The following is a 22,817-nucleotide window of genomic DNA, read 5'->3' on the forward strand; positions in this document are numbered from 1 at the left end:
GAGCGCCGCCGCGACGCTCGCCGGCGCGCTGACCGCGGCGGCGACCGGCGCGCCGCCGATCCCCAGCCCCGCCAGCGTCCGCACCAGCTCGACGGCCTGCGTCGCCGGGGCGGTCAGCGCCAGCGGCGCGGCGTCCAGCAGCCGGTCGGCCCACTCCTCGCCGTCGGCCAGCGCCGCGCGCAGGGCATCGGCCTCGAGCTGCGGATCGTGGTGGCTGACGACGACGTCCGGGGCGGCCAGGTCGGTCGCGTCGCGCAGCGCGTGCGCCCAGGCGACCGGGTCGCGGCGCAGCTCGTGGCCCTCGCGGCCGGCCAGCCGCGCGGCGACGTCCTGCAGGATCGGTGCGAAGCGCGGCACGCCGCGCGACTCAGTTGACGGCTCGCTCGCGTCCGCCCCAGTAGGCCTTCCGCAGCGCCGGCTTGTCGTGCTTGCCGACCGCGGTCAGCGGGATCGCGTCGACCAGGTCGACCGACTTGGGAGCGACCACGGCGCCCTTGCGCTCCTTGACCCAGGCGATCAGCTCGGCCTCGGTGACCGCGGACGGGTCGTCGGCGACGACCACCGCCTTGACGGTCTCGCCCCACTTCTCGTCGGGGATCCCGATCACGCAGGCGTCGCGGACGTGCGGGTGCTGGAAGAGGGCCTGCTCGACCTCCTTCGGGTACACGTTGAACCCGCCCGAGATGATCATGTCCTTCTTGCGATCGACGATGTGGATGAAGCCCCGCTCGTCGCGCTGCGCGATGTCGCCGGTGTGCAGCCAGCCGTCGATCAGGGTCTCCGCGGTCTGCTCGGGCAGGTTGCGGTAGCCGAGCATCACGTGCGGGCCCCGGGCGACGATCTCCCCGGGGACGCCGACCGGGCACTCGTTGCCCTCGCCGTCGACGACCCGCACGTCGGCGATCGTCACCGGCCGCCCGCAGGAGCCGAGGATCGACAGGTCGCCGGACGCGACCGCGTCGGCGTGGTCGGCGCGGCTCAGCACGCACAGCTGGTTCGGCGCCTCGGTCTGGCCGTAGAGCTGGGTGAAGATCGGGCCGAAGCGCTCGATCGCCTGCAGCAGCCGCTCGCGACCCATCGGCGCCGCCCCGTAGATCACCGTTCGCAGGCTCGACAGGTCGCGCTCGGCCAGGTCCGGCTGGTCGAGGATCACGTAGAGCATCGTCGGGACCAGCAGCATCGCCGTGACCCGCTCCCGCTCGATCGCGTCGAGCAGCTGCTGGGGGTCGAAGCCGCCGAGCACCAGGTTGGTGCCGCCTCGCATCCAGACCGGCACGCAGAACATCCCCGACGCGTGGGTCAGCGGCGCGGCGTGGGCGAACACCTCGCGCTCACCGAGGCCCATCTCCAGCGCCTCCGAGACGAAGGCCGCGACCAGCGCCGCCTGCGTGTGCTGGACGCCCTTCGGCCGCCCGGTGGTCCCGCCGGTGTAGAAGACCGCGGCCAGGTCGGCGGGGCTCGCCGGGTCCGCGACCGGCCCGTCCTCCTGGACGTCGGCCAGGTCCGCCAGCTCGTGCCCGCCCGCGACCGCCGACCCCGGCTCGGCCGCGACCAGGTGCTCGACCGCGCTGCCGGCGACGATCCGCGCGGCCCGCTCGCGGTACTGGGCGTCGTGGATCAGCACCCGCGCCCCGGAGTCGCCGACGACGTGCGCCAGGTCCTCCTCGGCCATCCGCGCGTTCAGCGGGACGATCGCCAGCCCCGACCAGAGCGTCGCGTAGAACGCCACCAGCAGCTCGACCCGGTCGCCGGACAGCAGCGCGACCCGGTCTCCCCGCTCCAGCCCGAGCGCCCGCAGGGCCCGGCCGGCGCGACGGACGGCGGTCCCCAGCTCGGCGTAGGTCACGCGGCGATCGCCGTGGACCACGGCGACCCGGTCGGGGTAGGCGCGGATGCTGCGCTCCAGCAGCTCGCCGACGGTCTGGTGCAGAAGCGGGGCGGTGGTCTCCACGCTGCCACGCTACGGTCGCCAGCGGTCCGCTGGAATGGCGCCTTCGGTGCGCTCGCCGGCGGCCGGTTGACGGGTTCCCACAACCCGGACGGCCCCGGGCAGTGAAGAACGACGCTGTGCGTGTAGCTCGCCGTCCCATCGCATGGCGGCGGTGGTGGGTCGCGGTCCCACCCGCTCGCGCGCGGGCGCGGCTTAGTGTCGCGTGCAGGGTCCGTCGTCCGGCGATGGGCTCCGAGGAGGCCACGTGACCCCACCACCGGCGACCACCGACAGCACGACCGCGGAGATCCGCGACGCGGCCCAGCGCCTGGACCTCGACGAGACGGCGCGCGCCCTGACCGACCGGGTCCTGGCCGACGCCTTCCCGGAGCGCTCCTCCGATCGCGCGTTCGTCGCGATCGCCGAGCGCAGCGTCCGCGAGAACGTGGTCAACCTGCGGTCGATCCTGTCGGGGACGACGCGGGTCGAGGAGACCCGCCCCCGCCCCGGTGCGCTGGAGTTCGCCGGCGCGGTCGCCGAGATGCGGCTGCCGGCGAGCTCGCTGGAGGGCGCCTACCGGGCCGGCCAGAACAGCTTCTGGTCGGCGTGGTTCCAGGTCGCGCGCGACCACTCCCAGGGCTCGGGGCTGCCGCTCGACGACTACCTGGACTGGCCGAGCACCCAGCTGTTCGCCTACATCAACCACATCCTGACCCCCGTGATCGCGCAGTACGAGCGGGTGGCCGCCGAGCGCCGCTCCGGCCGCGAGCACCTGCGCGAGACCGTCCTGCGCGACCTGCTCGAGGACCGGATCGCCGAGCCCGACGACGACGTCGCACGGGCCCTCGGCTACCGGCTCGAGGGCAGCCACCTGTTCCTGCTGCTGCAGACCGGCAGCAGCCGGCGGCCGGAGGAGGAGGCGACCCAGCTGCGCGCGGCGCTCGCCGCGTCCGAGTCGCTGCTGCACCGTCACGGGCTGCACGAGTGGGGCCTCTGGCTCGGGGCATCCGACGCCTTCCCGCCGGCGGCGATCGCACGGCTGAAGCGCGTGCTGGCGGGGATCTCGGCGACCGTCGCGGTCGGCACCGTCGGCCGCGGCCTGAGCGGCTTCCGGCAGACGCGCCGCCGGGCGCTCGAGGCCGCCCGGGTCCAGGCCGCGCTCGGCGGCGCGCCGTCGGTGGTCTGGGACGCCGACGTGCGGCTCGAGGCCCTGCTGATCGACGACGAGGAGCGCGCGGGCGACTTCGTCGTCACCGAGCTGGGACCGCTGGCCGCGGAGGACGGTCGCGCCGCGCGCCTGCGCGACACGCTGCTGACGTGGCTGGCGACGGGGTCGCACGTCTCGACCGCGGCCACGCTCGGCGTCCACGAGCACACGGTCCGCAACCGGATCCGCGAGATCGAGGCGCTGCTCCAGACCCCGGTCGCGGGGCGCCGCGCCGAGCTGCAGGTCGCGCTGCGGTTGCACCGGGTCCTCGCGGGGACGCGGTAGTCGCGCCGGTTCCGGCGCGCCGTCCGCAAGGGGGGAACACGATGACGGACCAGAGCACACCGGTGTCGGGGGACGACCGCGGCGAGGCCCGCTTCCAAGCCCGATTCTCGCTCGAGGTTTGTGCCACCGGCACACCGACCGGCGAGGCCGGTGGACAACCGCCCCTTCACAGCGGCGACCCGAGGCGGTCTAATGGCCCCGTGGACCGCGTCTACGACGTGGTCCGGGAGGGAGGAACCATGCAGACCAGCGCACGCGCGTCGCTCGAGATCGAGCTGGCGGCATCCGAAGGCGTCCTCGCGGCCCCCGCGACGGCGGTGATCGTCCCGAACCCGGGCCGGGACCTGATCGCCGGCATGACCGATGTGCACCCCAACCACGGGGTCCACATGGCGCTCAACGTCCACGACCGGATCCCCGAGCTCGGCGGCGTGGCCGACCAGCGGACGATGTTCGCCGAGACGGAGAGCAGCTGCACCGCCAACATCGAGCAGATCGTCCAGCTGCTGAACGCCGGCCGGCCGGCCACGTCGCTGATGGTGCCGGAGGCGGCGCGCGAGTACGCGATCGGCCTCGTCCACCGGCGGATCCCGCTGGCGGTGCTGCTGCGGGCCTACCGGGTCGGGCAGAACTTCCTGTGGGCCAGCGCGTCGCGTCACCTGCGGGAGGTCGCCGCCGAGGACGAGGTGATCGTCCCGACGCTCGAGGCGCTGGCCGGGTTCCTGTTCGAGTACGTCGACCTGATCTGCGACGACCTCGTCGACGCCTACCACCAGGAGCGCGACCGCTGGGTGCGGACCGCGGCCGCCGTCCGCGCCGAGACCGCGCGCGAGCTGATCGAGGGTCGCTCGCTCGACGAGCAGGTCGCCTCGAGCCGCCTCGGCTACTCGCTGCGCAGCCACCACATCGGCCTGGTGCTGGCCAACGAGGGCGCGCTCGGGACCGGCGCCGACTACCGCTCGCTGGAGAAGGAGGCGACCGAGGCGGCGATGACGCTCGGCTGCAGCGAGCCGCTGCTGGTGCCGGCCGGCGCCTCGGTCCTGTGGGCCTGGTGCGGCACGATCCAGCCGCCGAGCATGGAGGCGCTGGGGCGCCTGGAGCGCTACCGCCCACGCGACGGCGTGCGGCTGGCGATCGGCCGGCCGGCGTTCGGCGTCGAGGGCTTCCGGGTGACCCACGACGAGGCCCAGCACGCCGCGCGGCTGTGGATGCAGTCGCCGCAGGCGACCGGCCGCACGATCTCCTACCGCTCCGTCGAGCTGGTCTCGCTGCTGGCCTCCGACGCCGACCGCGCACGGCGGTTCGTGACCGGCGAGCTGGGCGCGCTGGCGGCCCGCGAGGACGGCGCCGCGCGGCTGCGCGAGACGCTGCTCTCGTTCCTCGCCCACGGCGGCAGCCACCTGCTGGCCGCCGAGGCGCTGCACCTGCACAAGAACACGGTCTACACGCGGGTCCGGCGGGCGGAGCAGATCCTCGGCCTGCCGATCGCCCACCGGCGCGTCGAGCTGCAGACCGCGCTGATGCTGGCGGTCACGCTCGGCGACGAGGTGCTCGGGGACTGATCGCGGCGGGCGTCCCCCGCGCCCGCGCCCGCGCTCAGTCGCCGGGCTCGTCGTGGTCGCGTCCGCGGGTCAGCAGGCCGTCGACCTCACGCGAGTAGGCGGCGCCGAGCACGAACAGGATCGCCCCGATCGCGAAGACGACCGCGACCGGCGTCTGGTCCTCGACCCACGCCAGGACCGAGAACGCGACGGCGAACGCGGCCAGGAAGAACGGGCGGGCGTTCTCGATCAGATTGGTGGTGTGGTGGGCGATCTCGCGGACGTCGGTCTCGCGCAGCGCCTGGGCGGTCGCGCTGGCCGCCTGGGTGACGCGGTCGCCGACGGTCTTGGCCCCCTCAGCGGCCTTGCCGCCGAGGCCGCTGGACGCCGAGGCGGGCGGGTCGTCGGCGGCGGGCGGATCGTCGGCGGCGGCCGACGCGTCCCGCGCGTCGGCGGCCGGCGGCGCATCGGCGGACGCCGCATCCCGCTCGTCCGCGTCGCCGCCGGTCGCCGGCGCGGCCTGGTCGGCCGCGCCACCGGGCCCCGCCACCCGGGTCGGCTCGTCGTCGGTCGGCGGTTCCTCGCGGGCCATCGCTTGACCGTAGCGGGGCCTGCGGCGGCGCTCGCCGGTCGCCGCGCGGCCTCCCCGACACGGGCGAGGGCTCCCCGAGCGTCCGGCCGCCAGATGGCTTCGCGCCCCGGGACGACCCCGTAACCTGCCCGTGATGCCGCGCCTGCGCCTGGTCCCGAGGTCCGCCTGGATCGCGCTGTTGCTGGTGCTCCTGGTCGGCGGCGGCATCCGCTTCGACCAGGCCCGTCACCCGATCAAGGGCAAGGAGCTGTCGGCCGACGCGCGCTCCTACGCCACGATCGCGCAGCACCTGGCGCTGACCGGCAACTACTCCGGCACGAACGGCAAGGTCAAGGCGCTGCACTGGCCGCCGGGCACCCCCCAGGTCTTCGCGCTCGCGTACAAGCTCCAGCCCGGCAAGCACCCGACCCATCGCGACGACACCCGGGTCCTGAACTACGCTCAGTGGGCGATATCGACGCTGACGATCCTCGTCCTCTTCGTGCTCGGCTGGGCGCTCGCCGGACCGTGGACGGGGGTGGTCGCCGCCGCGCTGCTGGCGTTCTACCCACCAGCGTTCTGGGGACCGAGCAACCTGCTGTCCGAGCCGCTCGGGGCGCTGATGGTGACCTCGGCGTTCGCCGCCGTCGCGCTCGCCTGGCGAACGCGGCTGCTGCCGTGGTGGGGCACCGCCGGGGCGCTCTTCGGCGGCGTCCTGCTGACCCGCACCGACCTGCTGTTCGTCCCGCCGCTGGTGGCCGTGCTGGCGCTGGTCGTGCTCGGCAACACGGTCGGCTGGAAGCGCGGCGGCCAGGCCGCGGCGGCGCTGCTCGCGTGCTGCGCGATCGTCGTGCTGCCGTGGACGATCCAGGCCTCCGACACGGCCGGCAAGCTGGTGCCCGTGACCAGCGGCGGCGGCTCGGCGTTCTTCGTCGGCACCTACCTGCCCGGCAACGGCTCCACGTACGACATGAAGTACGCGATGCTGCGGCAGATCCGGGCCAAGCACCCGAAGTACGCCAAGACGGGCTACAAGCAGATCCCGGCGGCGATCGTGCTCGACGACGTCGCCCACCGCCATCCGGAGCTGGACCGCGACGCGGCCCTGATGAAGGAGGCGAAGAAGAACCTCAAGGACGCGGCCCTGCACCACCCGGTCGAGCTGGCGGGGATGTTCTCCTTCAAGATCGGGAAGATGTGGTTCCGGGCCACGCTCGGCGGCTCCAGCACCCCGATGCCGCTGCTCCGGATCTACCACGTGGTCCTGATCCTGGCGGCCTTCTTCGGCCTCCTCTACGGCCTGCTGCGCCGCCGCGACCCGGCCCTCGGCGCGATCCTCCTGGGCCTGGCGACCGCGACCGGGGTCCACATGATCGCCGTCGCCCACGGCCGCTACAACCTGCCGCTGATGCCGATCCTGATCGCCGCCGGCTGCGCCGGATGGACGGTCCTGATCCGCGACTGGCGCAACCGCCGCCCGCGACCGGCGCCGGCGCCGTCGGAGCCGGCGGCCGGGCCGCCGTCGACGCCGGCCGCGGTGGTCTGAGGGCGGGCGCGGCTCGGCAGGCGCGAGCCAGGGCGGCAGGCGGGGGCCCGAGCAACCCAGCCGGCACCAGACGCCACACCCCCGCTCGCCGAGGCACCGTGGCGTGTCCGCCCTCCCCTACCGGCAGCAGGCGCCAGAGCGCCATCGCCGCGCCGGCCCTGGCGTCCCATGCCTGCCCGCAACGACGAACGGCGCGCCGTCCCGGGGACGACGCGCCGCATCAGAGGCACCGACCGGAATCGAACCGGTGTACACGGCTTTGCAGGCCGCTGCGTAGCCACTCCGCCACGGTGCCAGGGCTGTGCAGGGTAGCGCGTGAGACGGCGCGAGCGCCGCGAAGCCGGCGACCGCCTGGCCTCCGCCGAGCCCCGATCCCCGGCGACCGGGTCAGCGATCACGCGAGCGCCGCCGGTGCTACTCTTCCCGCTCGCTTGGCGCGATTAGCTCAGTTGGTTAGAGCGCACGCTTGACATGCGTGAGGTCACAAGTTCGAGTCTTGTATCGCGCACCTCGAAGAAGTCCAGAAGGGCCCCGCAGTTGCGGGGCCCTTCTGCGTTCTGGGGTGGTTCGGGACGCGAGCGCCTACGAGCCGAGGATGGGGCTCGTGGCCCGTTCGTGGCCCAAACCGTCGTGCCGGCCCCGAGGCGTCCCTCGTCGTGTACGTCTATTGGCTGTACGCTAGGTCCATGGCTGATCTGAAGGGCACCCGCTGGACGTTGCGCGTGACCGAGCCGGCCGACCAGGTGGTGCGGGCTGCGGCACTGACCGCGCACCGCAACCTGACCGACTTCGTCGTCGGTGCCGCGGTCGGCGAGGCGGAGCGCGTGCTCGCCGATCGCACCCGGTTCGTGCTCGACGAGCCAACCTGGTCGGCGTTCGTGGACCTGCTCGATCGCCCTGCTCGCGAGCCCGACGGGCTCCGCGAGCTGCTGACGACCGATAGCGTCTTCGGCTGATCGCGTGGGCTACGCCCGTCCCCGGCCGCTGGCCCCGCACGACGACCTCGCCGCGTTCGCGTGCGGCGAGCCGGCGTTGGACGGCTGGCTCGCGCGTCACGCGCGCTCCAGCCACGCCAGCGGTGGGGCTCGGGTGTTCGTCACCACCCACTCCGACGAGCCGTCGCGGGTGGTCGGCTACTACGCGCTGGCCGCCGCATCGATCGAGGCGACCGACGCGACTGCCCGCGTCTTGAAGGGGCAGCCGCGGGAGCGTGCGGTGCCGGCGGTGCTGCTCGCCCGCCTGGCGGTGGACGGCGACCATCAGGGGCAGCGCGTCGGCCGCTCGCTGCTGCGCGACGCGATGCTGCGTGTGGTCGGAGCCAGCGACCCGATCGGGATCCGTGTGCTGCTCGTGCACGCCAAGCACGAACGAGCCCGGGCCTGGTATCAGCGCTATGGCTTCGAGCCCTCGCCCACCGATCCCCTGCACCTGCTGCTGCTCCTGAAGGACCTCAAGCGGGTCCTCGCGGGCGATCTGCCGTGAGGCGTCGAGGACGCGTCGGTAGCACTGCCTAGGCAAGACTACGCTGGGCCGGACGCGTCAGGGAAAGGGCTGTCAGCGGCACGCCGTTCTTCCCGACTCTGGACAACTGGGTGAAGCTGACCCTGGTGGAGACCCGGACGTTCCCCGAAGGCGTGGTCCTGACCAGGTACGAGACGCCGACGACGGCGGTCTCGGGCGCCTAGATCGTCAACGACGACTCGAGCGAACCGACGACGCCGACGTTGCCGAGCAGCGCGATCGCCACGACGACCCCGACGCAGATCGCGGCCGGCAGCACGCTGCCCGTTCGGGCTGAGGCCGAGGGCTCGGTCATCGGGACGCGACGGCCAGGGCCGCCCTCCCCTACGCCGGCTCGACCCGGCCGTAGAAGACCCGCCACGCGACCTGCGCCAGCGACTTGGCCAGCCGCTCGTCGCCGCTGCCGTCGTCGACGCGGATGTGCTGGGTGATGTTGCGCTCGACCGCCCAGGCGACGGCGTGGGCGACCGCCTCGGCGTCGATCGCCGCGTCGACCTGGCCGCTCCCCTGCTCGCTCGCCAGGCGGACCTGCAGCGCCCCGGCGAAGCCGCCGATCCGGGCCCGCCAGTACTCGTCCGCCGCGGGCTCGTAGCCGGCGACCTCGGCGAGCGCCTGCAGCGCGGCGGCGTGCTCGCGGTACTGGGAGACGATCAGGGCCATCGTCCGCTCCAGACCGATGATGCCGGCCTCGTCGCTCTGGACCCAGCGATCGGCCTCGGCGAAGATCACCTCGCTGGCGCTCTCGGCCAGCCGGATCAGCAGGTCGATCTTGTCCCGGAAGTGGACGTAGAAGGTCGAGCGCGCGATCCCGGCCTCCTCGGCGATCCGCAGCACTCCCAGCTCGGTGTAGCTCGCGCCCTCGTTCAGCAGCCGCTCGACCGCGGCGAAGACCTGCTCCTCGACGGCGTCTCGGCGCTCGCGACCGACGGAGGGACGGCGGGTGATCGACGGCACCAACCGACCCTATCCGGACCGCGGACGGATCGCGCCCGTCGCGGCGGGCGCCTGGCGGGGCCTGCCGCGGCGCCGGGAGCACCCCGATCCCGCTTTCTCGTTCCGGCTCAGGCAGCGTCGTCGGCGCCGGTCCCCTTCGGCGGCCAGCCCTCGAACAGCGGGGCGATCCGGGCCAGCCAGGCCAGCAGCAGCTCGCGCCCGTCGTCGGTCAGCGCGAAGCCCTCGGGGTTCTCGTGACCGGCGCCGTTCGGCCGCAGCAGCTCGCCGGCGACGAGCGACTCGGCCAGGTCGGCCACCGTCCGCTCTCGCAGCGCCAGCCGCGTGGCCAGACCGCGGGTCGTCTGCCGATCGTCGGCGCGTTGCCCGTCGCGCGGCTCGATGTCCGCGATCGCGATCAGGAGCTGCAGCTCGAGCGGACCCCGCTCGCCGGAGACCACGTCCGGCCCGAACGCGCGCCGCGCCAGGATCGACGCCTCGAGGGTGGCCAGCGCGATCGGCAGCGCCCGCCAGCCGACGTCGAAGACCGGCGGCGGCGCAGCGATCCCCTCCCCTGCCTCGTCCGGGTCCCACGGACCGTCGTGCTCGTACGGCTCCTCCCACGCCCGTCCAGCCTCGTCCTGCTCCTCCCGCGAGTGGCCGTGCTCGTCGCCCGCGGAGTCCCCCGGCGGCTCGCCGACGTCCAGGTGGTCGCCGCCCGGGTCGACCGAATCGAAGACGTACGACAGCTCCTCGGACCCCCGGGCGTCGTGCGCCCCGAGCGGGACGATCAGTCCCTCGGCCTCGGGCAGCGCCTGCAGCTCCATCCAGCCGTGGACCGTCGCGATCGGCGCCAGCTGCCGGCGGTCGGCCGACGGCTCGCGGACCAGCCGCCCGTCGGCGTCGTGATCGAACCGCTCGACGTCGATCCCGAGCAGGTAGCTCCCGCGCAGCGCCAGCGTCCCCAGGGCGTAGCGCCAGCGATCGGTGGGACCGTCGAGCAGCAGCAGGGCCAGCTGGCGGCTCGACCAGAAGCCGTCGACCAGCAGCGGATCGCCCTCGTCGTCGCGCAGCCACGGCCAGCCGTGGTCGCGCTCGCCGGGGCCCAGCAGCTCGTCGCAGAGGTCGAGCAGGTAGGCACGATCGCTCGCCTCCACGCGGCGATCCTAGCGGTGGCGCAGCACCGCGATCGCCCTCAGCAGGCGTCCCCGGCGCCGTCGACCGGCACGCCGCTGGCGGCGGCGCAGTCGACCACGTGCCCGGACGTCGCCTGCTGCAGCAGCCGGTAGAGCGTCTCGCGCTCGGCCTCGTCGAGGGCGCCGAGGACCTCGCCCTCGACGGCGGCGAGGGCGCACTCGGCCCGTGCCAGGCGATCGCCGCCGGCGGCGGTCAGCTCGACGATGTGGCGGCGGCGGTCCTCGACCGAGCGGGTGCGGACGATCAGCCCCTCGTCCTCCAGCTCGTTCAGCAGGCCGACCAGGTTGGTGCGGTCGATCTGGAGCGCGGCGGCCAGCGCCTGCTGGGTGCTCCCACCGTGGTCGCGCAGGACGGTCAGCGCGACCAGGTGCCGCGGACGCAGGCCGAGCGGGGTCAGCGCCGACTCGGCGCGCAGCCGCATCCGGCGCGCCAGGTGGTCCAGGAGCGCGGCGGAACCGTGGGTCCCGTGGTCGGTGGAGGGCACGGACGCGATCCGCCCAGTCTAGATCAGCGGTCCGCGCCGCCCGGCGGGCGACGCCGCGGCGCCATTGCGCCCGGGAAGCACTGCTTCGCGTGCTACAACTCGTTTGCCCTTCACTAACGATCTATGGAGAAGCAACGAATGGCGTCCCACCTGCTGCACATCGACTCGAGCATCCAGGGCGAGCGGTCGGTCAGCCGCGCGCTGACCGCGCGCGCCGCCGCCCGCTGGCAGGCCGTCCACCCGCAGGGGACCGTGAGCTATCGCGACCTCGGCGCCGAGCCGATCCCGCACCTGGACGCCGCCGGCGGCACCGCCCGGATGCTGCCGCCCGACCAGCACACGCCGGCCCAGGCCGCCTCGTACGCGCTCTCGCAGCGGCTCGTCGGCGAGATCGAGCAGGCGACCACGATCCTGCTCGGGCTGCCGCTCTACAACTTCGGCCCGCCCAGCTCGGTCAAGGCCTGGGTCGACCACCTGATCGCCCCCGGGCTCTCGATCGACCCCGAGACCGGCGCCGGCCTGCTCGGCGATCGCGAGTTCGTGGTGCTGTCGTCGCGCGGCGGCGGCTACGACCCGGGCACCCCGCGCGAGGGCTGGGACCACGCCGAGAGCTGGCTCCCGCACGGCATCAGCCTGACCGGCCTCGAGCCGCGCTTCATCACCGCCTCGCTGACGCTGGCCGACGTCAACCCGCAGATGGCCGACCTGCGCGAGCTGGCGGCCGAGAGCCTGGCCGCCGCCGAGCGCGAGGTCGACGCGCTCTGGTCGCCCGTCGCCGCCTGACCCCGGAGCCGGCGGCGGGCCGGGCCCGCCGCCGCAGCGTCCGTCGCGAGCGGCCGGGACGCCCGATTCGCCATCGACCCTACTCACCGGTAGGCTGGCCTTCGTCACCGCCTCGACCGGAGAGAGATGGCCGTTGATGTCGCTCGAACACCTCGATGTGCTGATCGTCGGCGCCGGCCTGTCCGGCATCGGCGCCGGCCATCACCTGCAGCAGGACTGCCCGGGCAAGAGCTACGCGATCCTCGAGAGCCGCGACGCGATCGGCGGGACGTGGGACCTCTTCCGCTATCCCGGGATCCGCTCGGACTCCGACATGTACACGCTGGGCTACGACTTCCGGCCGTGGACCGAGGCCAAGTCGATCGCCGACGGGCCCGACATCCTGCGCTACGTCCGCGAGACGGCGGCCGAGGGCGGGATCGACAGCAAGATCCGCTTCGGCCACCGCGTCGTGCGCGCCGAGTGGTCGACCGCCGACAGCCGCTGGACCGTCGAGGCGACGCGCACCGACAGCGGCGAGACGGTCCGCCTGACCTGCGGCTTCCTCTTCACCTGCAGCGGCTACTACCGCTACGACCAGGGCTTCACCCCCGACTTCGCCGGGATCGAGGACTTCGGCGGGCGGATCGTCCACCCGCAGCACTGGACCGAGGACGTCGAGTACGCCGGCAAGCGGGTCGTCGTCATCGGCAGCGGCGCGACCGCGGTCACGCTCGTCCCCGCGCTCGCGAAGGAGGCCGCGCACGTGACGATGCTGCAGCGCTCCCCCACCTACATCCTGGCGCTGCCCGGCGAGGACGCGATCGCGAACGTCCTGCGGCGGGTGCTGCCGTCGAAGCTCGCCTACTCGGCCGCGCGCTGGAAGAACGTGCTGCTGACGATGACGAGCTTCCAGCTCAGCCGCCGGCGCCCGGCGCTGATGAAGCGGATCATCCGCAGCGGCGTCGTCCGGCAACTGCCCGACGGCTACGACGTCGACACCCACTTCAAGCCGCGCTACGACCCCTGGGACCAGCGGCTGTGCATCGTCCCCGACGGCGACCTCTTCCGGTCGATCCGCCACGGCGACGCGTCGGTCGTCACCGACCGGATCGAGCGCTTCACCGAGACCGGCCTGAAGCTGGAGTCCGGCGCCGAGCTCGAGGCTGACCTGATCGTCACCGCGACCGGCCTCAACCTGCAGGCGATCGGCGGGATGCAGCTGGTGGTCGACGGCGAGCAGATCCGCCTGCCGGAGACCATGGGCTACAAGGGCATGATGCTCAGCGGGGTGCCGAACTTCGCGATCTCGATCGGCTACACGAACGCCTCGTGGACGCTGAAGTGCGACCTCACGTGCGCCTACGTCTGCCGGCTGCTCAACCACATGGACGAGCACGGCTTCCAGCGGGCGACGCCGCAGAACCGCGACCCGTCGATCGAGAGCGTCGACTTCATCGACCTCGCCTCCGGCTACGTCCAGCGCGCCATCGACCAGTTCCCCAAGCAGGGCTCCAAGGCACCGTGGCGGCTGTACCAGAACTACCCACGCGACATCCTTAGCCTGAAGCTCGGCGCCGTCGACGACGGCGTGATGGAGTTCTCGCGCGGTGGCGTGGCGGCGACGACCGAACCGCTGCCGATCGCGGCCGACTGAGCGCGGCGCCCGCGCCGGGCGCCGCTCGCACCTGCCCGCCGCGACGCCCGCTCAGAGCGGCGCGCGGCGGTCGGCCCACGGGCGGGCCGCCTCGAGCTGCGCGGCGAGGCGCAGCAGCAGCCCCTCGCCGCCGGGCGCGGCGACGAACTGGACGCCCAGCGGCAGACCCGCCGCGGTCCAGTGCAGCGGAACGCTGGCCGCCGGCCGGCCGGTCAGGTTGGCCAGCTGCGTGTAGGGCACCCAGCCGAGGTTCTCGTCGATCATCCGGTCGACGAGCCCGACGTGCCGCAGCAGGCCGCCGGTCCGGGTCCGCAGCACCAGGTCCGAGAGCCGCTGGACCGGCAGCGGCAGGTCGAACTCGCCGATCCTCGGCGGCGGCGTCGCGAGCGTCGGCGTCAGCAGCAGGTCGTGGCCGGCGTGGAACTCGGCGAGGCGCCGGACGTGCAGCTGCCGCCGCTCGAGCGCGTCGCAGTAGGCGACCCCGCTGGTGCCCCGTCCGAGCGCGGCCATGATCAGCGTGTCGCGCTCGAAGCCCTCGTCGCCGCAGCCGGTGCGACGCTTGATCTCGGACACCTGCCAGGCGAGGCTGACGAACCACGAGGTCAGGAAGTCCTTGGCCAGCGCCGCATCGTCGTAGGGCGCCTCCGGCAGCTCGACGACCTCGTGGCCGAGCTCCTCCAGCGCGGCGACCGCGGCGGCGACGGCGGCGTGGGCCTCGGGATCGGGGTCCGGGGTGATCGCGCTCGGCACGCGGACCCCGATCCGCAGCCGGCCGGGATCGCGCCCGACCTCGTCCAGCAGCGGGCCCGCCGGGCGCGGAGCGTCGTAGGGCGAGGCCGCGTCGGCGCCGGCCAGCAGGTCGAGCATCGCGGCGCTGTCGCGCACGCTGCGGGAGAGCACGCCGTGGGTCGCGGAGCCGTGCAGGCCCTCGCCGACCAGCGGGCCCGACGGCACCAGGCCGCGACCGGCCTTGAGCCCGAACAGCCCGCAGCAGGCGGCCGGGATCCGGATCGATCCGCCGCCGTCGCTGGCGCCCGCGACCGGGACGATCCCGGCGGCGACCGCCGCGGCCGCGCCGCCCGACGAGCCCCCGGGCGTGCGGTCGAGGTCCCACGGGTTGCGCGCGGGCCCGAACAGCTCGGGCTCGGTGATGCCCTTGGCCCCGAACTCCGGGGTGTTGGTCTTGCCGAAGATCACCAGGCCGGCGTCGAGCCACCGCTGGACCACGGTCGCGTGCTGGGCGGCCGGCACCGTCGCCAGCGACCGCGACCCGCCGCTGGTCGGAACCCCGGCGTAGTCCTGACCGAGGTCCTTGATCACGAACGGGACCCCGGCGAACGGCCCGCTCAGCGCGGCGTCGGACGCGACCCGCGCGTCGGCCTCGGGCTCGAGCTCGCGGACGATCGCGTTGATCCGCGGATTGACCGCGGCGGCCCGGGCGCGAGCGGCGTCCAGCAGCTCGCCGGCCGTCACCTCGCCGTCGGCGACGAGCGCCGCGAGGCCGAGTCCGTCGTAGCGCTGGTAGTCGTCGTGCTGCATGCCGCTCTCCGATCGCCGGGCCGGAGCGGGACCCTACCGCCCCGCCTTCAGCGATCGGGATCCTGGGGCGTCGCGAAGTCGCGCTCGATCAGCTCGATCCGGTACCCGTCGGGATCCTGGACGAACGCGATCAGCGGCAGGTCGTCGCGACCGCCGGGCCGGTAGGCGGGCTTCTCGGGATCGACGTGGACCTTGGCCTTCAGGTCCGCCAGGGTCTGCGAGAGGTCGTCGACCACCAGCGCGATGTGGTTGTACCCCTCGCCGAGCGCGTAGGGCTGCTCGCGGCCGTCGTTGACGGTCAGCTCCAGCCGGTCGCCGTCGCCTGGCAGGCCCAGGTACACGTTGTAGGCGCTGTCGAAGTTCAGGCGTCCCCGGCGCTCGAAGCCGAGCGCCTCGTAGAAGCGCAGCGAGGCGTCGATGTCGCGGACCCGGACGCAGGTGTGGATCAGATGCGAGGCCATGCCCCGCACCGTAGTGGGGCCGGGTCCGCGGGCGGCCGTCGCGGGGCGACGCGGCGGTTCTTCAGGTTCCGCGTCCGGGTCGCGCTCGCGCGGTAGCGTCACGCCACACCACCCGCCCAGGATCGGAGCAGCACCATGACCACGTTCGGCCTCGACTTCATCGCCATCCCGTCGCAGGACGCGGAGCGCTCGCGCAGCTTCTACGTCGACACCCTCGGGCTGCGCCCCGACGATCGCGCACGCTTCGAGTTCTGGGTCGGCGAGACCTGCTGCGGCATCTGGGAGCCGGACCGGGTGGGCAGGACCTTCGCGCCGCAGAGGAACGGCCACCTGGCGCTCGGCGTCGACGACGTCGCGGCCGCCCGCGCGGAGCTCGAGGCCAAGGGCATCGCCTTCCTGGGCGACACGTTCGACACCGGCGTCTGCCACATGGCGTTCTTCCGCGATCCCGACGGCAACGACCTGATGCTGCACCACCGCTACGCGCCGCGGACCTGACGCGCGCGATCGCCGACGAGCGGGACGGAGCAGGCCGGCCGCCGCGAATGCGACGACCGGCCGGCGACCGCGGCTAGCTCACCCGCAGCCGCTCCCGCAGCAGGCCGAGGTTCGCCGCCTCGAAGCCGAGGTCCAGCACCACCTGGTCGACCTCCCCCAGGTCGCGACCGAGCCGGCCGACGGTCAGCGCGTCGAGCGGCAGGTCGTCGTCGACCAGCAGCACGAACCGCGCGCGACCGGCCGCCCGGTACCAGTCCTCGACCCGATCGAGCAGCAGCTCGACGGTCCGGGCGACGCCGGGACCGAACGCGTACAGGCGGGTGACGTCGAGCAGGTCGTAGAGGTGCAGCCCCGGCGTCAGGCGCTCCGCGATCGCGACCCCGCGGATGCCGCCGTCGCCGTCCGGGACCACCAGGACCGCCCGCTGGCGATCGAGCCCGGCCGCCGCCCAGGCGCCCGCGACGCGCTCGCCCGCGAGCCGCTCGGCGACCAGGTCGAACGCCTCGCAGTAGGCGCGCGGACGGCGAGCCGCGATCGCGTCGGCGACGAGCGCCAGCTCACGGTTGGTCGCCGCGCGGGCGTCGTCGTCGGCCGGCTCGTCGAGCGGCTCGCCGACGGCGATCTCGACGACCCGGCTGCGGACCTCGCAACTCGCCCCGGTCGCCTGCAGGAAGCGCAGGTCGTCGCGCACGGCCGCCTGCGGGAAGCCCGGGTGGTCGCGCAGCAGGTTGACCAGCCAGCGCGCGCTCGGGTCGGCCGCCATCCGCTCGTGCCACTGGTTGAAGATCGCGTCGAGGACGTGCTTGCCCGGGGTGCCGTCGGGCGCCGCGCCGCGCGGCTTGGCCAGGTGCAGGCCGAACCACGTCCGCTCGTAGGCCTTGAGGCAGGAGACCGTCGCGAACGGCTCGTCGCGCCCGTCGACCCAGTCGAGCTTGAACCCGAGCTGCGGCGTCCCGGCCAGGCGAGCGATCGCCGCGGCGTAGCGGTCGCGCCGCTCGCTCGCGGCGTCCGGGTCGTCGAACGTGCCTAGCAGGCCGCTGGCCGCGAACACGTCCCAGACCTGCGCCCCGTTGTCGCTGCGTCGCGCCGTCCGCGGACGAGCGCTGCGGGCGACCAGGTCGTGGTAGCGGACGAGCTCTGCGTGCCGCTCGGGCACCGGTCGCAGCACGCTGCGACCGTGCGACCGCGCCGCCACCTGGACGCGCAGCTCCAGCTCGCCGGCCGCTGTCCGCACGACCACGTCGAGCGCCTCGCCTGCCAGCGGTGGCCCGGCGACGACGAGCGCGTCGAAGTCCGCCCGCACGACCGGCCGCTCGCCGGCGGCCGTGCCGACGACCCAGCCCGCCTCCGCGTGCACCGCCGCCGGCGACCCGGCCCGGACGCTGACCGGCAGCGCCGCCTCGATCGTCGAGCCGACCGTGTTGCGGACCGCCAGCGGGAAGCTCCAGGAGGCGCTCGCCAGCGCCGCCTCGCACCAGACGTCGCCGACCAGCGCGACCGGGTCGCCGGCGGTCTCGATCCACAGCGCCTCGGCATCGACGGCGATCACGCAGGCCCCCTGCTGGCGACCGGCAGCATCGGACAGCCGGACCTCGGCGTCCCGCGCCCGATCGAGCAGTTCGACGACGGCGTCCCGCCCGCTGGCTTCCCACGTCGGCATCGCCGCAGCGTCGGGCGCCACGGCCGCTCGCGCAAGCGGGGTTCCCCTGTCCCCTCGCCGCGGGAGCACGTCGCGGGGTCCCCCCGGTGACAGCGCGCCGCCGGCGACCTAGCGTCGGACCGACCGCCACCCAGGAAGGACCGATGACCGAGATCCAGGCGCCGCCGGCGCGCACGACGTTCCCGCTCGAGCACCAGTTGTACGGCCGGCTCGAACGACTCGAGGACGCGTCCCTGCTGACCCCGGACGCGCTCGCGGCGTGGACCAACGCCAACCCGGTCGACGCGACCGTGACCGAGTTCGGGGAGTGCCCGCGCTGCTACTTCCAGACCTCGGGCACGTCCGGCCAGTCGAAGCGGATCCCCTTCACGGCGGCCGATCTCGAGGCCCAGATCGACCACGAGGCGCGCTCGTTCGCCGTCGCCGGGCTGACCGCCGAGGACCGCGTGATGACGTTGGCCTCCCCGCCCCCGTCGCTGTCGGCCTGGGCGACCGTCGCCGGCAGCGAGCGGCTCGGGGCCGAGGCCCTCAACAGCTCCTACGTCGACTTCGACCGGATCCTCGACGCCGGCCGCGGCGCCGAGGTGACCTTCGTCTTCGGCACGCCGCTGATGCTCGAGCTGATCGGCCGGATGACCGAGGAGACCTTCGGCCCCGTCGACGAGGTCTTCCCGAACCTGCGGGCCGGGATCCTCTACGGCGACGTCCTGCCGCCTGCCGTCGAGCGCCGGGTGCGCCGGTACTGGCCGATCGACATCCGGCTGCTGTACGGCAGCGTCGAGGCCGACGTGATCGCAATGAGCTGTCCCGACGGCGATCGCACGATGCACGTGATGGACAAGGTCGTGGTCGAGCTGCTGATCGACGGCGCCAGCGACCCGGTCCGCGTCGAGGAGTGCCCCGACGGGACCCGCGGCGAGGTGATCGTCAGCGATCTCGACCGCGAGCTGCTGCCGCTGATCCGGTACGCCACGGGCGACATCGTCCAGGTCCACCGCTCGCGCTGCGGCTGCGGGCGCGGCGAGCCGCGGCTGTCGGTCCTCGGCCGGCGCAAGAACGAGCTGCGGCTCGGCGGCCGGGCGCTGCACGAGATGGAGCTGCACGCCGTCACCGACGCGGTGCTCGGCGACCGGCTGCACGACTGGCAGCTGGACGTCGACCGCCACGGCCGGCCCGACGTCCACGCGGCCCTGCGGGTCAGCTGCCGGGGCGCGGTCGCCGGGGACGTCGCCGGCCAGCTGCGCGAGCGGCTCGTGGCCCTCGGCGCCCTCGTCGCCGAGCAGGCCGAGCGGGTGCTCGAGGTCGTCATCGACGAGCCCAGCGACGAGCAGCGCGCCCCCGACGGGGACGTCAAGGCCGACCGGATCCGGTTCCGCTGATGCCCGACGCCGTCCTCGATACCTCGGGCGAGCGCTGCCCGGTGCCGCTGCTGCGGGCCAAGCAGGCGCTCCGCCGGCTCGATGCCGGCGTGCCGCTGACCGTCATCGCCACCGACCCCGACGCGCCGATCGACTTCGGCGCCTGGGCCGCGGCCGAGCGGCTGGAGCTCGTCGAGCGCGACCTCGACGAGCGGATCGAGCTCGTCGTCACGCGGCCCGCATGAGTACGCTCGCCGACCGTCGGGACTTCCCGATCTACCACGCGGAGCCCGACCTCGTCTACCTCGACTCCGGCGCGACGTCGCTCAAGCCGGCGTCCGTGATCGCCGCCGTCGAGGAGCACCTGCGTCGCGACAGCGCCAACGTCCACCGCGGCCTCTACCCGCTCGCCGAGCGGGCGACCGCGGCCTACGAGGGCGCCCGCGAGCGGATCGCGCGGGCGCTCGGGGCCAAGACCGCCGGAACGGTCTTCACGCGCAACGCGACCGAGGGCCTGAACCTGGCCGCGACCAGCGCCGCCCGCCGCTGGCTGGCGCCCGGCGACAGCGTCGTGATCTCGCTCGTCGAGCACCACTCCAACCTGCTGCCGTGGCGGCGGGCGGCGGAGGAGGCGGGAGCGACGCTGCGGATCGCGCCGCTCGACGAGGAGGGCGCGATCGACGAGCGCTGGCTGGGCGAGGTCCTCGCCGGCGGCCGGGTCGGGGTCGTCGCGCTCTCGCACGTCAGCAACGTGCTCGGGACGATCAACCCGGTGGAGCGGATCGTCCGCGCCTGCCGCGAGGCGGGGGCCCGGACCGTCGTCGACGGGGCGCAGGCCGTGCCGCACCTGCCGGTCGACGTCGCCGCGATCGGCGCCGACATCTACTGCTGGAGCGGGCACAAGGCGCTCGGGCCGACCGGGATCGGCGTGCTGCACGCCGACCCGGAGCTGCTCGCCGAGCTGCCGCCCTACCTGCTGGGCGGCGAGATGGTCCAGCACGTCGGCGACGACGTGACCTGGAGCGACCCGCCGTGGCGGTTCGAGGCCGGCACGCCACCGGTCGCCGAGGCCTGCGGGCTGGCCGCGGCGCTCGACTACCTGCGCGGGCTCGGGCCCGACCGAGTCCGCGCCCACGACCGGCGGCTGACCGCGGCGGCGCTCGGGATCGCCGCGGCGCGTCCCCGGGTGCGCGTCCTCGGCCCGAGCGATCTGGACCGGCGGACCGGCGTCGTGGCGTTCGCGATCGACGGCGCGCACCCGCACGACGTCGCCGACCTGCTGGGTCAGGCCGGCTGCTGCGTCCGAGGCGGCTTCCACTGCGCTCAGCCACTGCACGCCGCCCTCGGGCTGACCGGCGGCAGCGTCCGGATCAGCTTCGGGCCGTACAGCGACGAGGCCGAGGTCGATCGCTTCGCCGGCGCGCTCGACGAGGCGCTGGAGCTCCTGCTCGCCAAGGTCGACTGACGGTGCGTGCGAAGGCCTATCGGGCGCTGATCGTCGAGCACGTCCACCGGCCGCGATGCCGCGGCCGGCTGGCGTCCCCGACCCACAGCGCGACGGCGCGCAGCCCCGTCTGCGGCGACTGGATCCACGCCACGGTCGACGTCCGCGACGGGCAGGTCGCCGACCTGCGGTTCGAGGGCGAGGGCTGCGCGATCTCGCAGGGCGTCGCCTCGCTCTGCTCGGCCCCGATCGTCGGGATGCCGGTGTCCGAGGTCCTGGCCCTCGACGGCGGGTGGATCGAATCGCAGCTCGGGGACGAGCTGTCGGCGGGCCGGCGCGGGTGCGCCGAGCTGCACCTGCGGGCGCTCAGGAGCGCGCTGTCGTGATGTCGCCCTGCGGGTCGAGCCGAGCGCGCAGCTCGACCCGCGAGCGGACGTCGAGCTTGCGATAGACGATCGTCAGCCGCTGCTCGACCGTCTTCTCCGCGACCGCCAGCCGGTCGGCGATCTCGCGGTTGCGGAGGCCGCTGGCGGCCAGCTCCGCGGCGCGCAGCTCGGCAGCGGTCAGCGGCGTCGTCGTGGCGCCGCGACGGCCGTCGACGACGGCGAGCGCCTCGCCGGCGCGCTCGGCCCACGGCGTCGCCCCGGTCGCCAGCAGGATCGCCTCGGCGCCCGCCAGCACCGCCGCCGCCGCGCGCCGCCGACGGGCGCGCCGCAGCCGCAGCCCGGCGCTCAGCAGCACGAAGCCGTCCCGCCAGACCCAGGTCGTCGCCGTAGCGTCCATCAGCGGGGCGACGGCCGCCTCGACGGCGTCGGCCTCGACGGCCCGCAGAAGCGCGACCTGGGCGGCCTGCCAGCGAACCGGCGCGACGCCGCCCGGCGTGGCCAGCAGGCCCGGTATCGCGAGAGCGGACCCGGGACCGCTCTTCGCCCGGGCCGCCGCCTCGGCCCGGTCGAGGGCGAGCGCCGGCGGCACTCCGGTGCCGGACGCCTCGCGCGCCTCGACGGCCGAGCCCAGTGCCTGCAGGGCCGCGGCGGCGTCCCCCGCCAGCAGCGCCAGTCGCCCCTGCACCCACAGCCGGCGCCACTGCAGCCCGTGCAGGCCGTGGTCGCGCAGCCTGGCCTCGAGCTGGTCGTCGGCGACGACCGTCGTCAGCGGCCCCGCGATGCTCCGGACCTCGCTTCGAACCAGCGCGACGTGCGCCGCCACCACCGGCTGCTCGACCGCTGCACGCTCGGCCGCGGCCAGCCGCTCCAGGGCCGAGCGCTGGTCGTGCGCGATCCGCGCGCCGATCGCCTCGGCCAGCAGCCGCAGCGGCTCGTCGCGTCGCAGGCCGGTCGCCGACGGCAGCCGGTCCAGGAGCGCCGCGGCCTCCCCCGGATCGTCGACGGCCAGGCAGGCGGCGGCTGCGGCGATCTCGGCGGGGCCGACCGGATCGCCGGCCGCGGCGGCCGTCGCGGCCGACCCGCCCGCCAGCGCGTCGGCCAGCCGCGCCTCGCGGACCACTCGGGTCCGGCGCGGGCCGCAGCTGACGGCCAGCAGCTCGGCCAGCTGCAGTCCGCCGACCTGGGCGTTCGTCGCACGCACGGCGCACCGCGCTCGCAACTCGCGGGTCGCGAAGTCGCCGGTCGGGGGAGCGCCGGGCAGCGTCGTCCTCGGCGGTCCGGCGTCGAGCACCGCAAGCGCGGCTCGCGGCCTGCCCACGGCATCGAGGCAGCGTGCGTGCAGCAGCGTCCGGCGGTGCCGGCGCTCGCCGGCGGTCCCGGGGTCGACCAGCAGCGCGTGCGCCACCAGCCGCTCGGCGTCGTCGACCGCGCCCCCGGCGAGCGCCGTGAGCGCCTCGCGCTCGAGCCGCGCGGCCAACAGCGGCGAACCGCTCGGCGCCGTCTGCGCGCGCTGCCACAGCCGCGCCCGCTCGCAGCGGTAGAGGTCCGCCAGCCGGCGGTGCGCGAGCAGCCGCTCGCTCGGGCTGCAGGCACCGTAGACCGCGCAGCCGTCGAGCTCGGTCGCGAACCGCAGGCCGTGCGCGTCGTCGGTCAGCAGCCCACGGGCCGCGGCGTCCTCCAGCGCGGCGCCGTCGACGGCCCACAGCCAGCGGGCGAGCGCCGTCGCGTCCCGCGGGCCCGGCGTGCTCGCGGCCAGGGTCGCCCACAGCGACCGGCGCTCCGCGGTCAGGCCCGCCATCAGCGCCGCGACCTCGGCCCGTCGCGGGCGGCTCGTCAGCCG

The 22,817-nt window shown here is 74.6% G+C and carries 22 protein-coding genes, 2 tRNA genes and 1 pseudogene; 13 read left to right on the forward strand and 12 right to left on the reverse strand.

Annotated features, from left to right (window positions below):
- A pseudogene (locus PAI11_RS02630) lies at positions 1-357 on the reverse strand (hypothetical protein); the annotation flags it as partial.
- Positions 358-367: 10 nt separating this feature from the next.
- A complete protein-coding gene (locus PAI11_RS02635; protein WP_007570558.1) occupies positions 368-1,951 on the reverse strand; it encodes an AMP-binding protein in 1,584 nt (527 codons plus the stop codon).
- Positions 1,952-2,195: 244 nt separating this feature from the next.
- Between PAI11_RS02635 and PAI11_RS02640 the strand changes: the two genes are divergently transcribed.
- A complete protein-coding gene (locus PAI11_RS02640) occupies positions 2,196-3,422 on the forward strand; it encodes a PucR family transcriptional regulator (protein ID WP_007570560.1) in 1,227 nt (408 codons plus the stop codon).
- Between the two features lie 239 nt (positions 3,423-3,661).
- A complete protein-coding gene (locus tag PAI11_RS02650; RefSeq protein WP_138974063.1) occupies positions 3,662-4,984 on the forward strand; it encodes a PucR family transcriptional regulator in 1,323 nt (440 codons plus the stop codon).
- Between the two features lie 34 nt (positions 4,985-5,018).
- Here PAI11_RS02650 and PAI11_RS02655 read toward each other — a convergent pair whose 3' ends face one another.
- Positions 5,019-5,555: a hypothetical protein gene (locus PAI11_RS02655; protein ID WP_007570564.1), complete on the reverse strand. Its 537-nt coding sequence runs from the start codon at positions 5,553-5,555 to the stop codon at positions 5,019-5,021.
- 133 nt (positions 5,556-5,688) lie between these two features.
- Here PAI11_RS02655 and PAI11_RS28255 point away from each other — a divergent pair, with 133 nt between their 5' ends.
- Positions 5,689-7,080, forward strand: coding sequence for a glycosyltransferase family 39 protein (locus PAI11_RS28255; protein WP_040597897.1), 1,392 nt, complete (start codon positions 5,689-5,691; stop codon positions 7,078-7,080).
- A 224-nt stretch (positions 7,081-7,304) separates the two neighbouring features.
- On the opposite strand, the gene PAI11_RS02665 is transcribed toward PAI11_RS28255, so the two are convergent.
- Positions 7,305-7,375 (reverse strand) — tRNA-Cys (locus PAI11_RS02665).
- Positions 7,376-7,514: 139 nt separating this feature from the next.
- On the opposite strand from PAI11_RS02665, the gene PAI11_RS02670 reads away from it, so the two are divergent.
- The 3 genes from PAI11_RS02670 (at position 7,515) to PAI11_RS02680 (ending at position 8,562) form a co-directional block, all read left to right on the forward strand.
- Positions 7,515-7,588: transfer RNA gene (locus tag PAI11_RS02670), tRNA-Val, on the forward strand.
- Positions 7,589-7,766: 178 nt separating this feature from the next.
- Positions 7,767-8,036: a type II toxin-antitoxin system TacA family antitoxin gene (locus PAI11_RS02675; RefSeq protein WP_007570567.1), complete on the forward strand. Its 270-nt coding sequence runs from the start codon at positions 7,767-7,769 to the stop codon at positions 8,034-8,036.
- A gap of 4 nt (positions 8,037-8,040) precedes the next feature.
- On the forward strand, positions 8,041-8,562 hold the full coding sequence (locus PAI11_RS02680; protein WP_007570569.1) for a GNAT family N-acetyltransferase: 522 nt from the start codon (positions 8,041-8,043) through the stop codon (positions 8,560-8,562).
- 199 nt (positions 8,563-8,761) lie between these two features.
- On the opposite strand, the gene PAI11_RS28260 is transcribed toward PAI11_RS02680, so the two are convergent.
- The 4 genes from PAI11_RS28260 to PAI11_RS02695 form a co-directional block, all read right to left on the reverse strand.
- Positions 8,762-8,896, reverse strand: a complete 135-nt coding sequence (locus tag PAI11_RS28260) for a hypothetical protein (RefSeq protein ID WP_007570571.1) — start codon at positions 8,894-8,896, stop codon at positions 8,762-8,764.
- A gap of 29 nt (positions 8,897-8,925) precedes the next feature.
- Positions 8,926-9,555 carry a TetR/AcrR family transcriptional regulator gene (locus PAI11_RS02685; protein ID WP_007570572.1) on the reverse strand — a complete coding sequence of 210 codons (630 nt, stop codon included), beginning with the start codon at positions 9,553-9,555 and terminating at the stop codon, positions 8,926-8,928.
- Between the two features lie 107 nt (positions 9,556-9,662).
- Complete coding sequence (locus PAI11_RS02690) at positions 9,663-10,688, reverse strand: hypothetical protein (protein WP_007570574.1); 1,026 nt, start codon at positions 10,686-10,688, stop codon at positions 9,663-9,665.
- A 38-nt stretch (positions 10,689-10,726) separates the two neighbouring features.
- A complete protein-coding gene (locus tag PAI11_RS02695) occupies positions 10,727-11,212 on the reverse strand; it encodes a MarR family winged helix-turn-helix transcriptional regulator (RefSeq protein WP_007570576.1) in 486 nt (161 codons plus the stop codon).
- Between the two features lie 138 nt (positions 11,213-11,350).
- On the opposite strand from PAI11_RS02695, the gene PAI11_RS02700 reads away from it, so the two are divergent.
- Both PAI11_RS02700 and PAI11_RS02705 read left to right on the forward strand, forming a co-directional pair.
- Complete coding sequence (locus PAI11_RS02700; protein WP_007570577.1) at positions 11,351-11,995, forward strand: FMN-dependent NADH-azoreductase; 645 nt, start codon at positions 11,351-11,353, stop codon at positions 11,993-11,995.
- A 136-nt stretch (positions 11,996-12,131) separates the two neighbouring features.
- The gene (locus tag PAI11_RS02705; protein WP_007570579.1) at positions 12,132-13,631 is read left to right on the forward strand and encodes a flavin-containing monooxygenase; all 1,500 of its coding nucleotides are present in this window, start codon (positions 12,132-12,134) and stop codon (positions 13,629-13,631) included.
- Between the two features lie 51 nt (positions 13,632-13,682).
- Here PAI11_RS02705 and PAI11_RS02710 read toward each other — a convergent pair whose 3' ends face one another.
- Positions 13,683-15,170: an amidase gene (locus PAI11_RS02710; protein WP_007570581.1), complete on the reverse strand. Its 1,488-nt coding sequence runs from the start codon at positions 15,168-15,170 to the stop codon at positions 13,683-13,685.
- A gap of 47 nt (positions 15,171-15,217) precedes the next feature.
- Entirely contained in the window at positions 15,218-15,631 is a 414-nt protein-coding gene (locus PAI11_RS02715; protein WP_007570583.1) for a VOC family protein, read from the reverse strand.
- Positions 15,632-15,766: 135 nt separating this feature from the next.
- Here PAI11_RS02715 and PAI11_RS02720 point away from each other — a divergent pair, with 135 nt between their 5' ends.
- Positions 15,767-16,129: a VOC family protein gene (locus PAI11_RS02720; RefSeq protein ID WP_007570585.1), complete on the forward strand. Its 363-nt coding sequence runs from the start codon at positions 15,767-15,769 to the stop codon at positions 16,127-16,129.
- A 73-nt stretch (positions 16,130-16,202) separates the two neighbouring features.
- Here the strand turns inward: PAI11_RS02720 and PAI11_RS02725 are convergent, their stop codons facing one another.
- Positions 16,203-17,789: a hypothetical protein gene (locus PAI11_RS02725; RefSeq protein WP_007570587.1), complete on the reverse strand. Its 1,587-nt coding sequence runs from the start codon at positions 17,787-17,789 to the stop codon at positions 16,203-16,205.
- 143 nt (positions 17,790-17,932) lie between these two features.
- On the opposite strand from PAI11_RS02725, the gene PAI11_RS02730 reads away from it, so the two are divergent.
- The 4 genes from PAI11_RS02730 to PAI11_RS02745 are packed head-to-tail and all read left to right on the forward strand — an operon-like array spanning position 17,933 to position 20,977.
- Positions 17,933-19,168 carry a phenylacetate--CoA ligase family protein gene (locus tag PAI11_RS02730; protein WP_007570588.1) on the forward strand — a complete coding sequence of 412 codons (1,236 nt, stop codon included), beginning with the start codon at positions 17,933-17,935 and terminating at the stop codon, positions 19,166-19,168.
- Positions 19,168-19,392: a sulfurtransferase TusA family protein gene (locus tag PAI11_RS02735; RefSeq protein ID WP_007570590.1), complete on the forward strand. Its 225-nt coding sequence runs from the start codon at positions 19,168-19,170 to the stop codon at positions 19,390-19,392. Before PAI11_RS02730 ends, PAI11_RS02735 begins: the two co-directional genes overlap by 1 nt.
- The gene (locus PAI11_RS02740) at positions 19,389-20,612 is read left to right on the forward strand and encodes an aminotransferase class V-fold PLP-dependent enzyme (protein ID WP_007570592.1); all 1,224 of its coding nucleotides are present in this window, start codon (positions 19,389-19,391) and stop codon (positions 20,610-20,612) included. Before PAI11_RS02735 ends, PAI11_RS02740 begins: the two co-directional genes overlap by 4 nt.
- Positions 20,613-20,614: 2 nt before the next feature.
- Entirely contained in the window at positions 20,615-20,977 is a 363-nt protein-coding gene (locus PAI11_RS02745; protein WP_007570593.1) for an iron-sulfur cluster assembly scaffold protein, read from the forward strand.
- Here the strand turns inward: PAI11_RS02745 and PAI11_RS02750 are convergent.
- A partial coding sequence (locus tag PAI11_RS02750; protein WP_040597902.1) for a helix-turn-helix transcriptional regulator occupies positions 20,958-22,817 on the reverse strand: 1,860 nt, incomplete at its 5' end. The genes PAI11_RS02745 and PAI11_RS02750 overlap by 20 nt on opposite strands.

The organism is Patulibacter medicamentivorans, assembly GCF_000240225.1.
GTDB lineage: Bacteria > Actinomycetota > Thermoleophilia > Solirubrobacterales > Solirubrobacteraceae > Patulibacter > Patulibacter medicamentivorans.

Bases quoted from the DNA above. Each gene is read 5' to 3' on its own strand.
- PAI11_RS02650 (WP_138974063.1), top strand. From the start codon at position 3,662: ATGCAGACCAGCGCACGCGCGTCGCTCGAGATCGAGCTGGCGGCATCC.
- PAI11_RS02655 (WP_007570564.1), bottom strand. From the start codon at position 5,555: ATGGCCCGCGAGGAACCGCCGACCGACGACGAGCCGACCCGGGTGGCG.
- PAI11_RS28255 (WP_040597897.1), top strand. From the start codon at position 5,689: ATGCCGCGCCTGCGCCTGGTCCCGAGGTCCGCCTGGATCGCGCTGTTG.
- PAI11_RS02675 (WP_007570567.1), top strand. From the start codon at position 7,767: ATGGCTGATCTGAAGGGCACCCGCTGGACGTTGCGCGTGACCGAGCCG.
- PAI11_RS28260 (WP_007570571.1), bottom strand. From the start codon at position 8,896: ATGACCGAGCCCTCGGCCTCAGCCCGAACGGGCAGCGTGCTGCCGGCC.
- PAI11_RS02700 (WP_007570577.1), top strand. From the start codon at position 11,351: ATGGCGTCCCACCTGCTGCACATCGACTCGAGCATCCAGGGCGAGCGG.
- PAI11_RS02705 (WP_007570579.1), top strand. From the start codon at position 12,132: ATGTCGCTCGAACACCTCGATGTGCTGATCGTCGGCGCCGGCCTGTCC.
- PAI11_RS02710 (WP_007570581.1), bottom strand. From the start codon at position 15,170: ATGCAGCACGACGACTACCAGCGCTACGACGGACTCGGCCTCGCGGCG.
- PAI11_RS02715 (WP_007570583.1), bottom strand. From the start codon at position 15,631: ATGGCCTCGCATCTGATCCACACCTGCGTCCGGGTCCGCGACATCGAC.
- PAI11_RS02720 (WP_007570585.1), top strand. From the start codon at position 15,767: ATGACCACGTTCGGCCTCGACTTCATCGCCATCCCGTCGCAGGACGCG.
- PAI11_RS02725 (WP_007570587.1), bottom strand. From the start codon at position 17,789: ATGCCGACGTGGGAAGCCAGCGGGCGGGACGCCGTCGTCGAACTGCTC.
- PAI11_RS02730 (WP_007570588.1), top strand. From the start codon at position 17,933: ATGACCGAGATCCAGGCGCCGCCGGCGCGCACGACGTTCCCGCTCGAG.
- PAI11_RS02735 (WP_007570590.1), top strand. From the start codon at position 19,168: ATGCCCGACGCCGTCCTCGATACCTCGGGCGAGCGCTGCCCGGTGCCG.
- PAI11_RS02740 (WP_007570592.1), top strand. From the start codon at position 19,389: ATGAGTACGCTCGCCGACCGTCGGGACTTCCCGATCTACCACGCGGAG.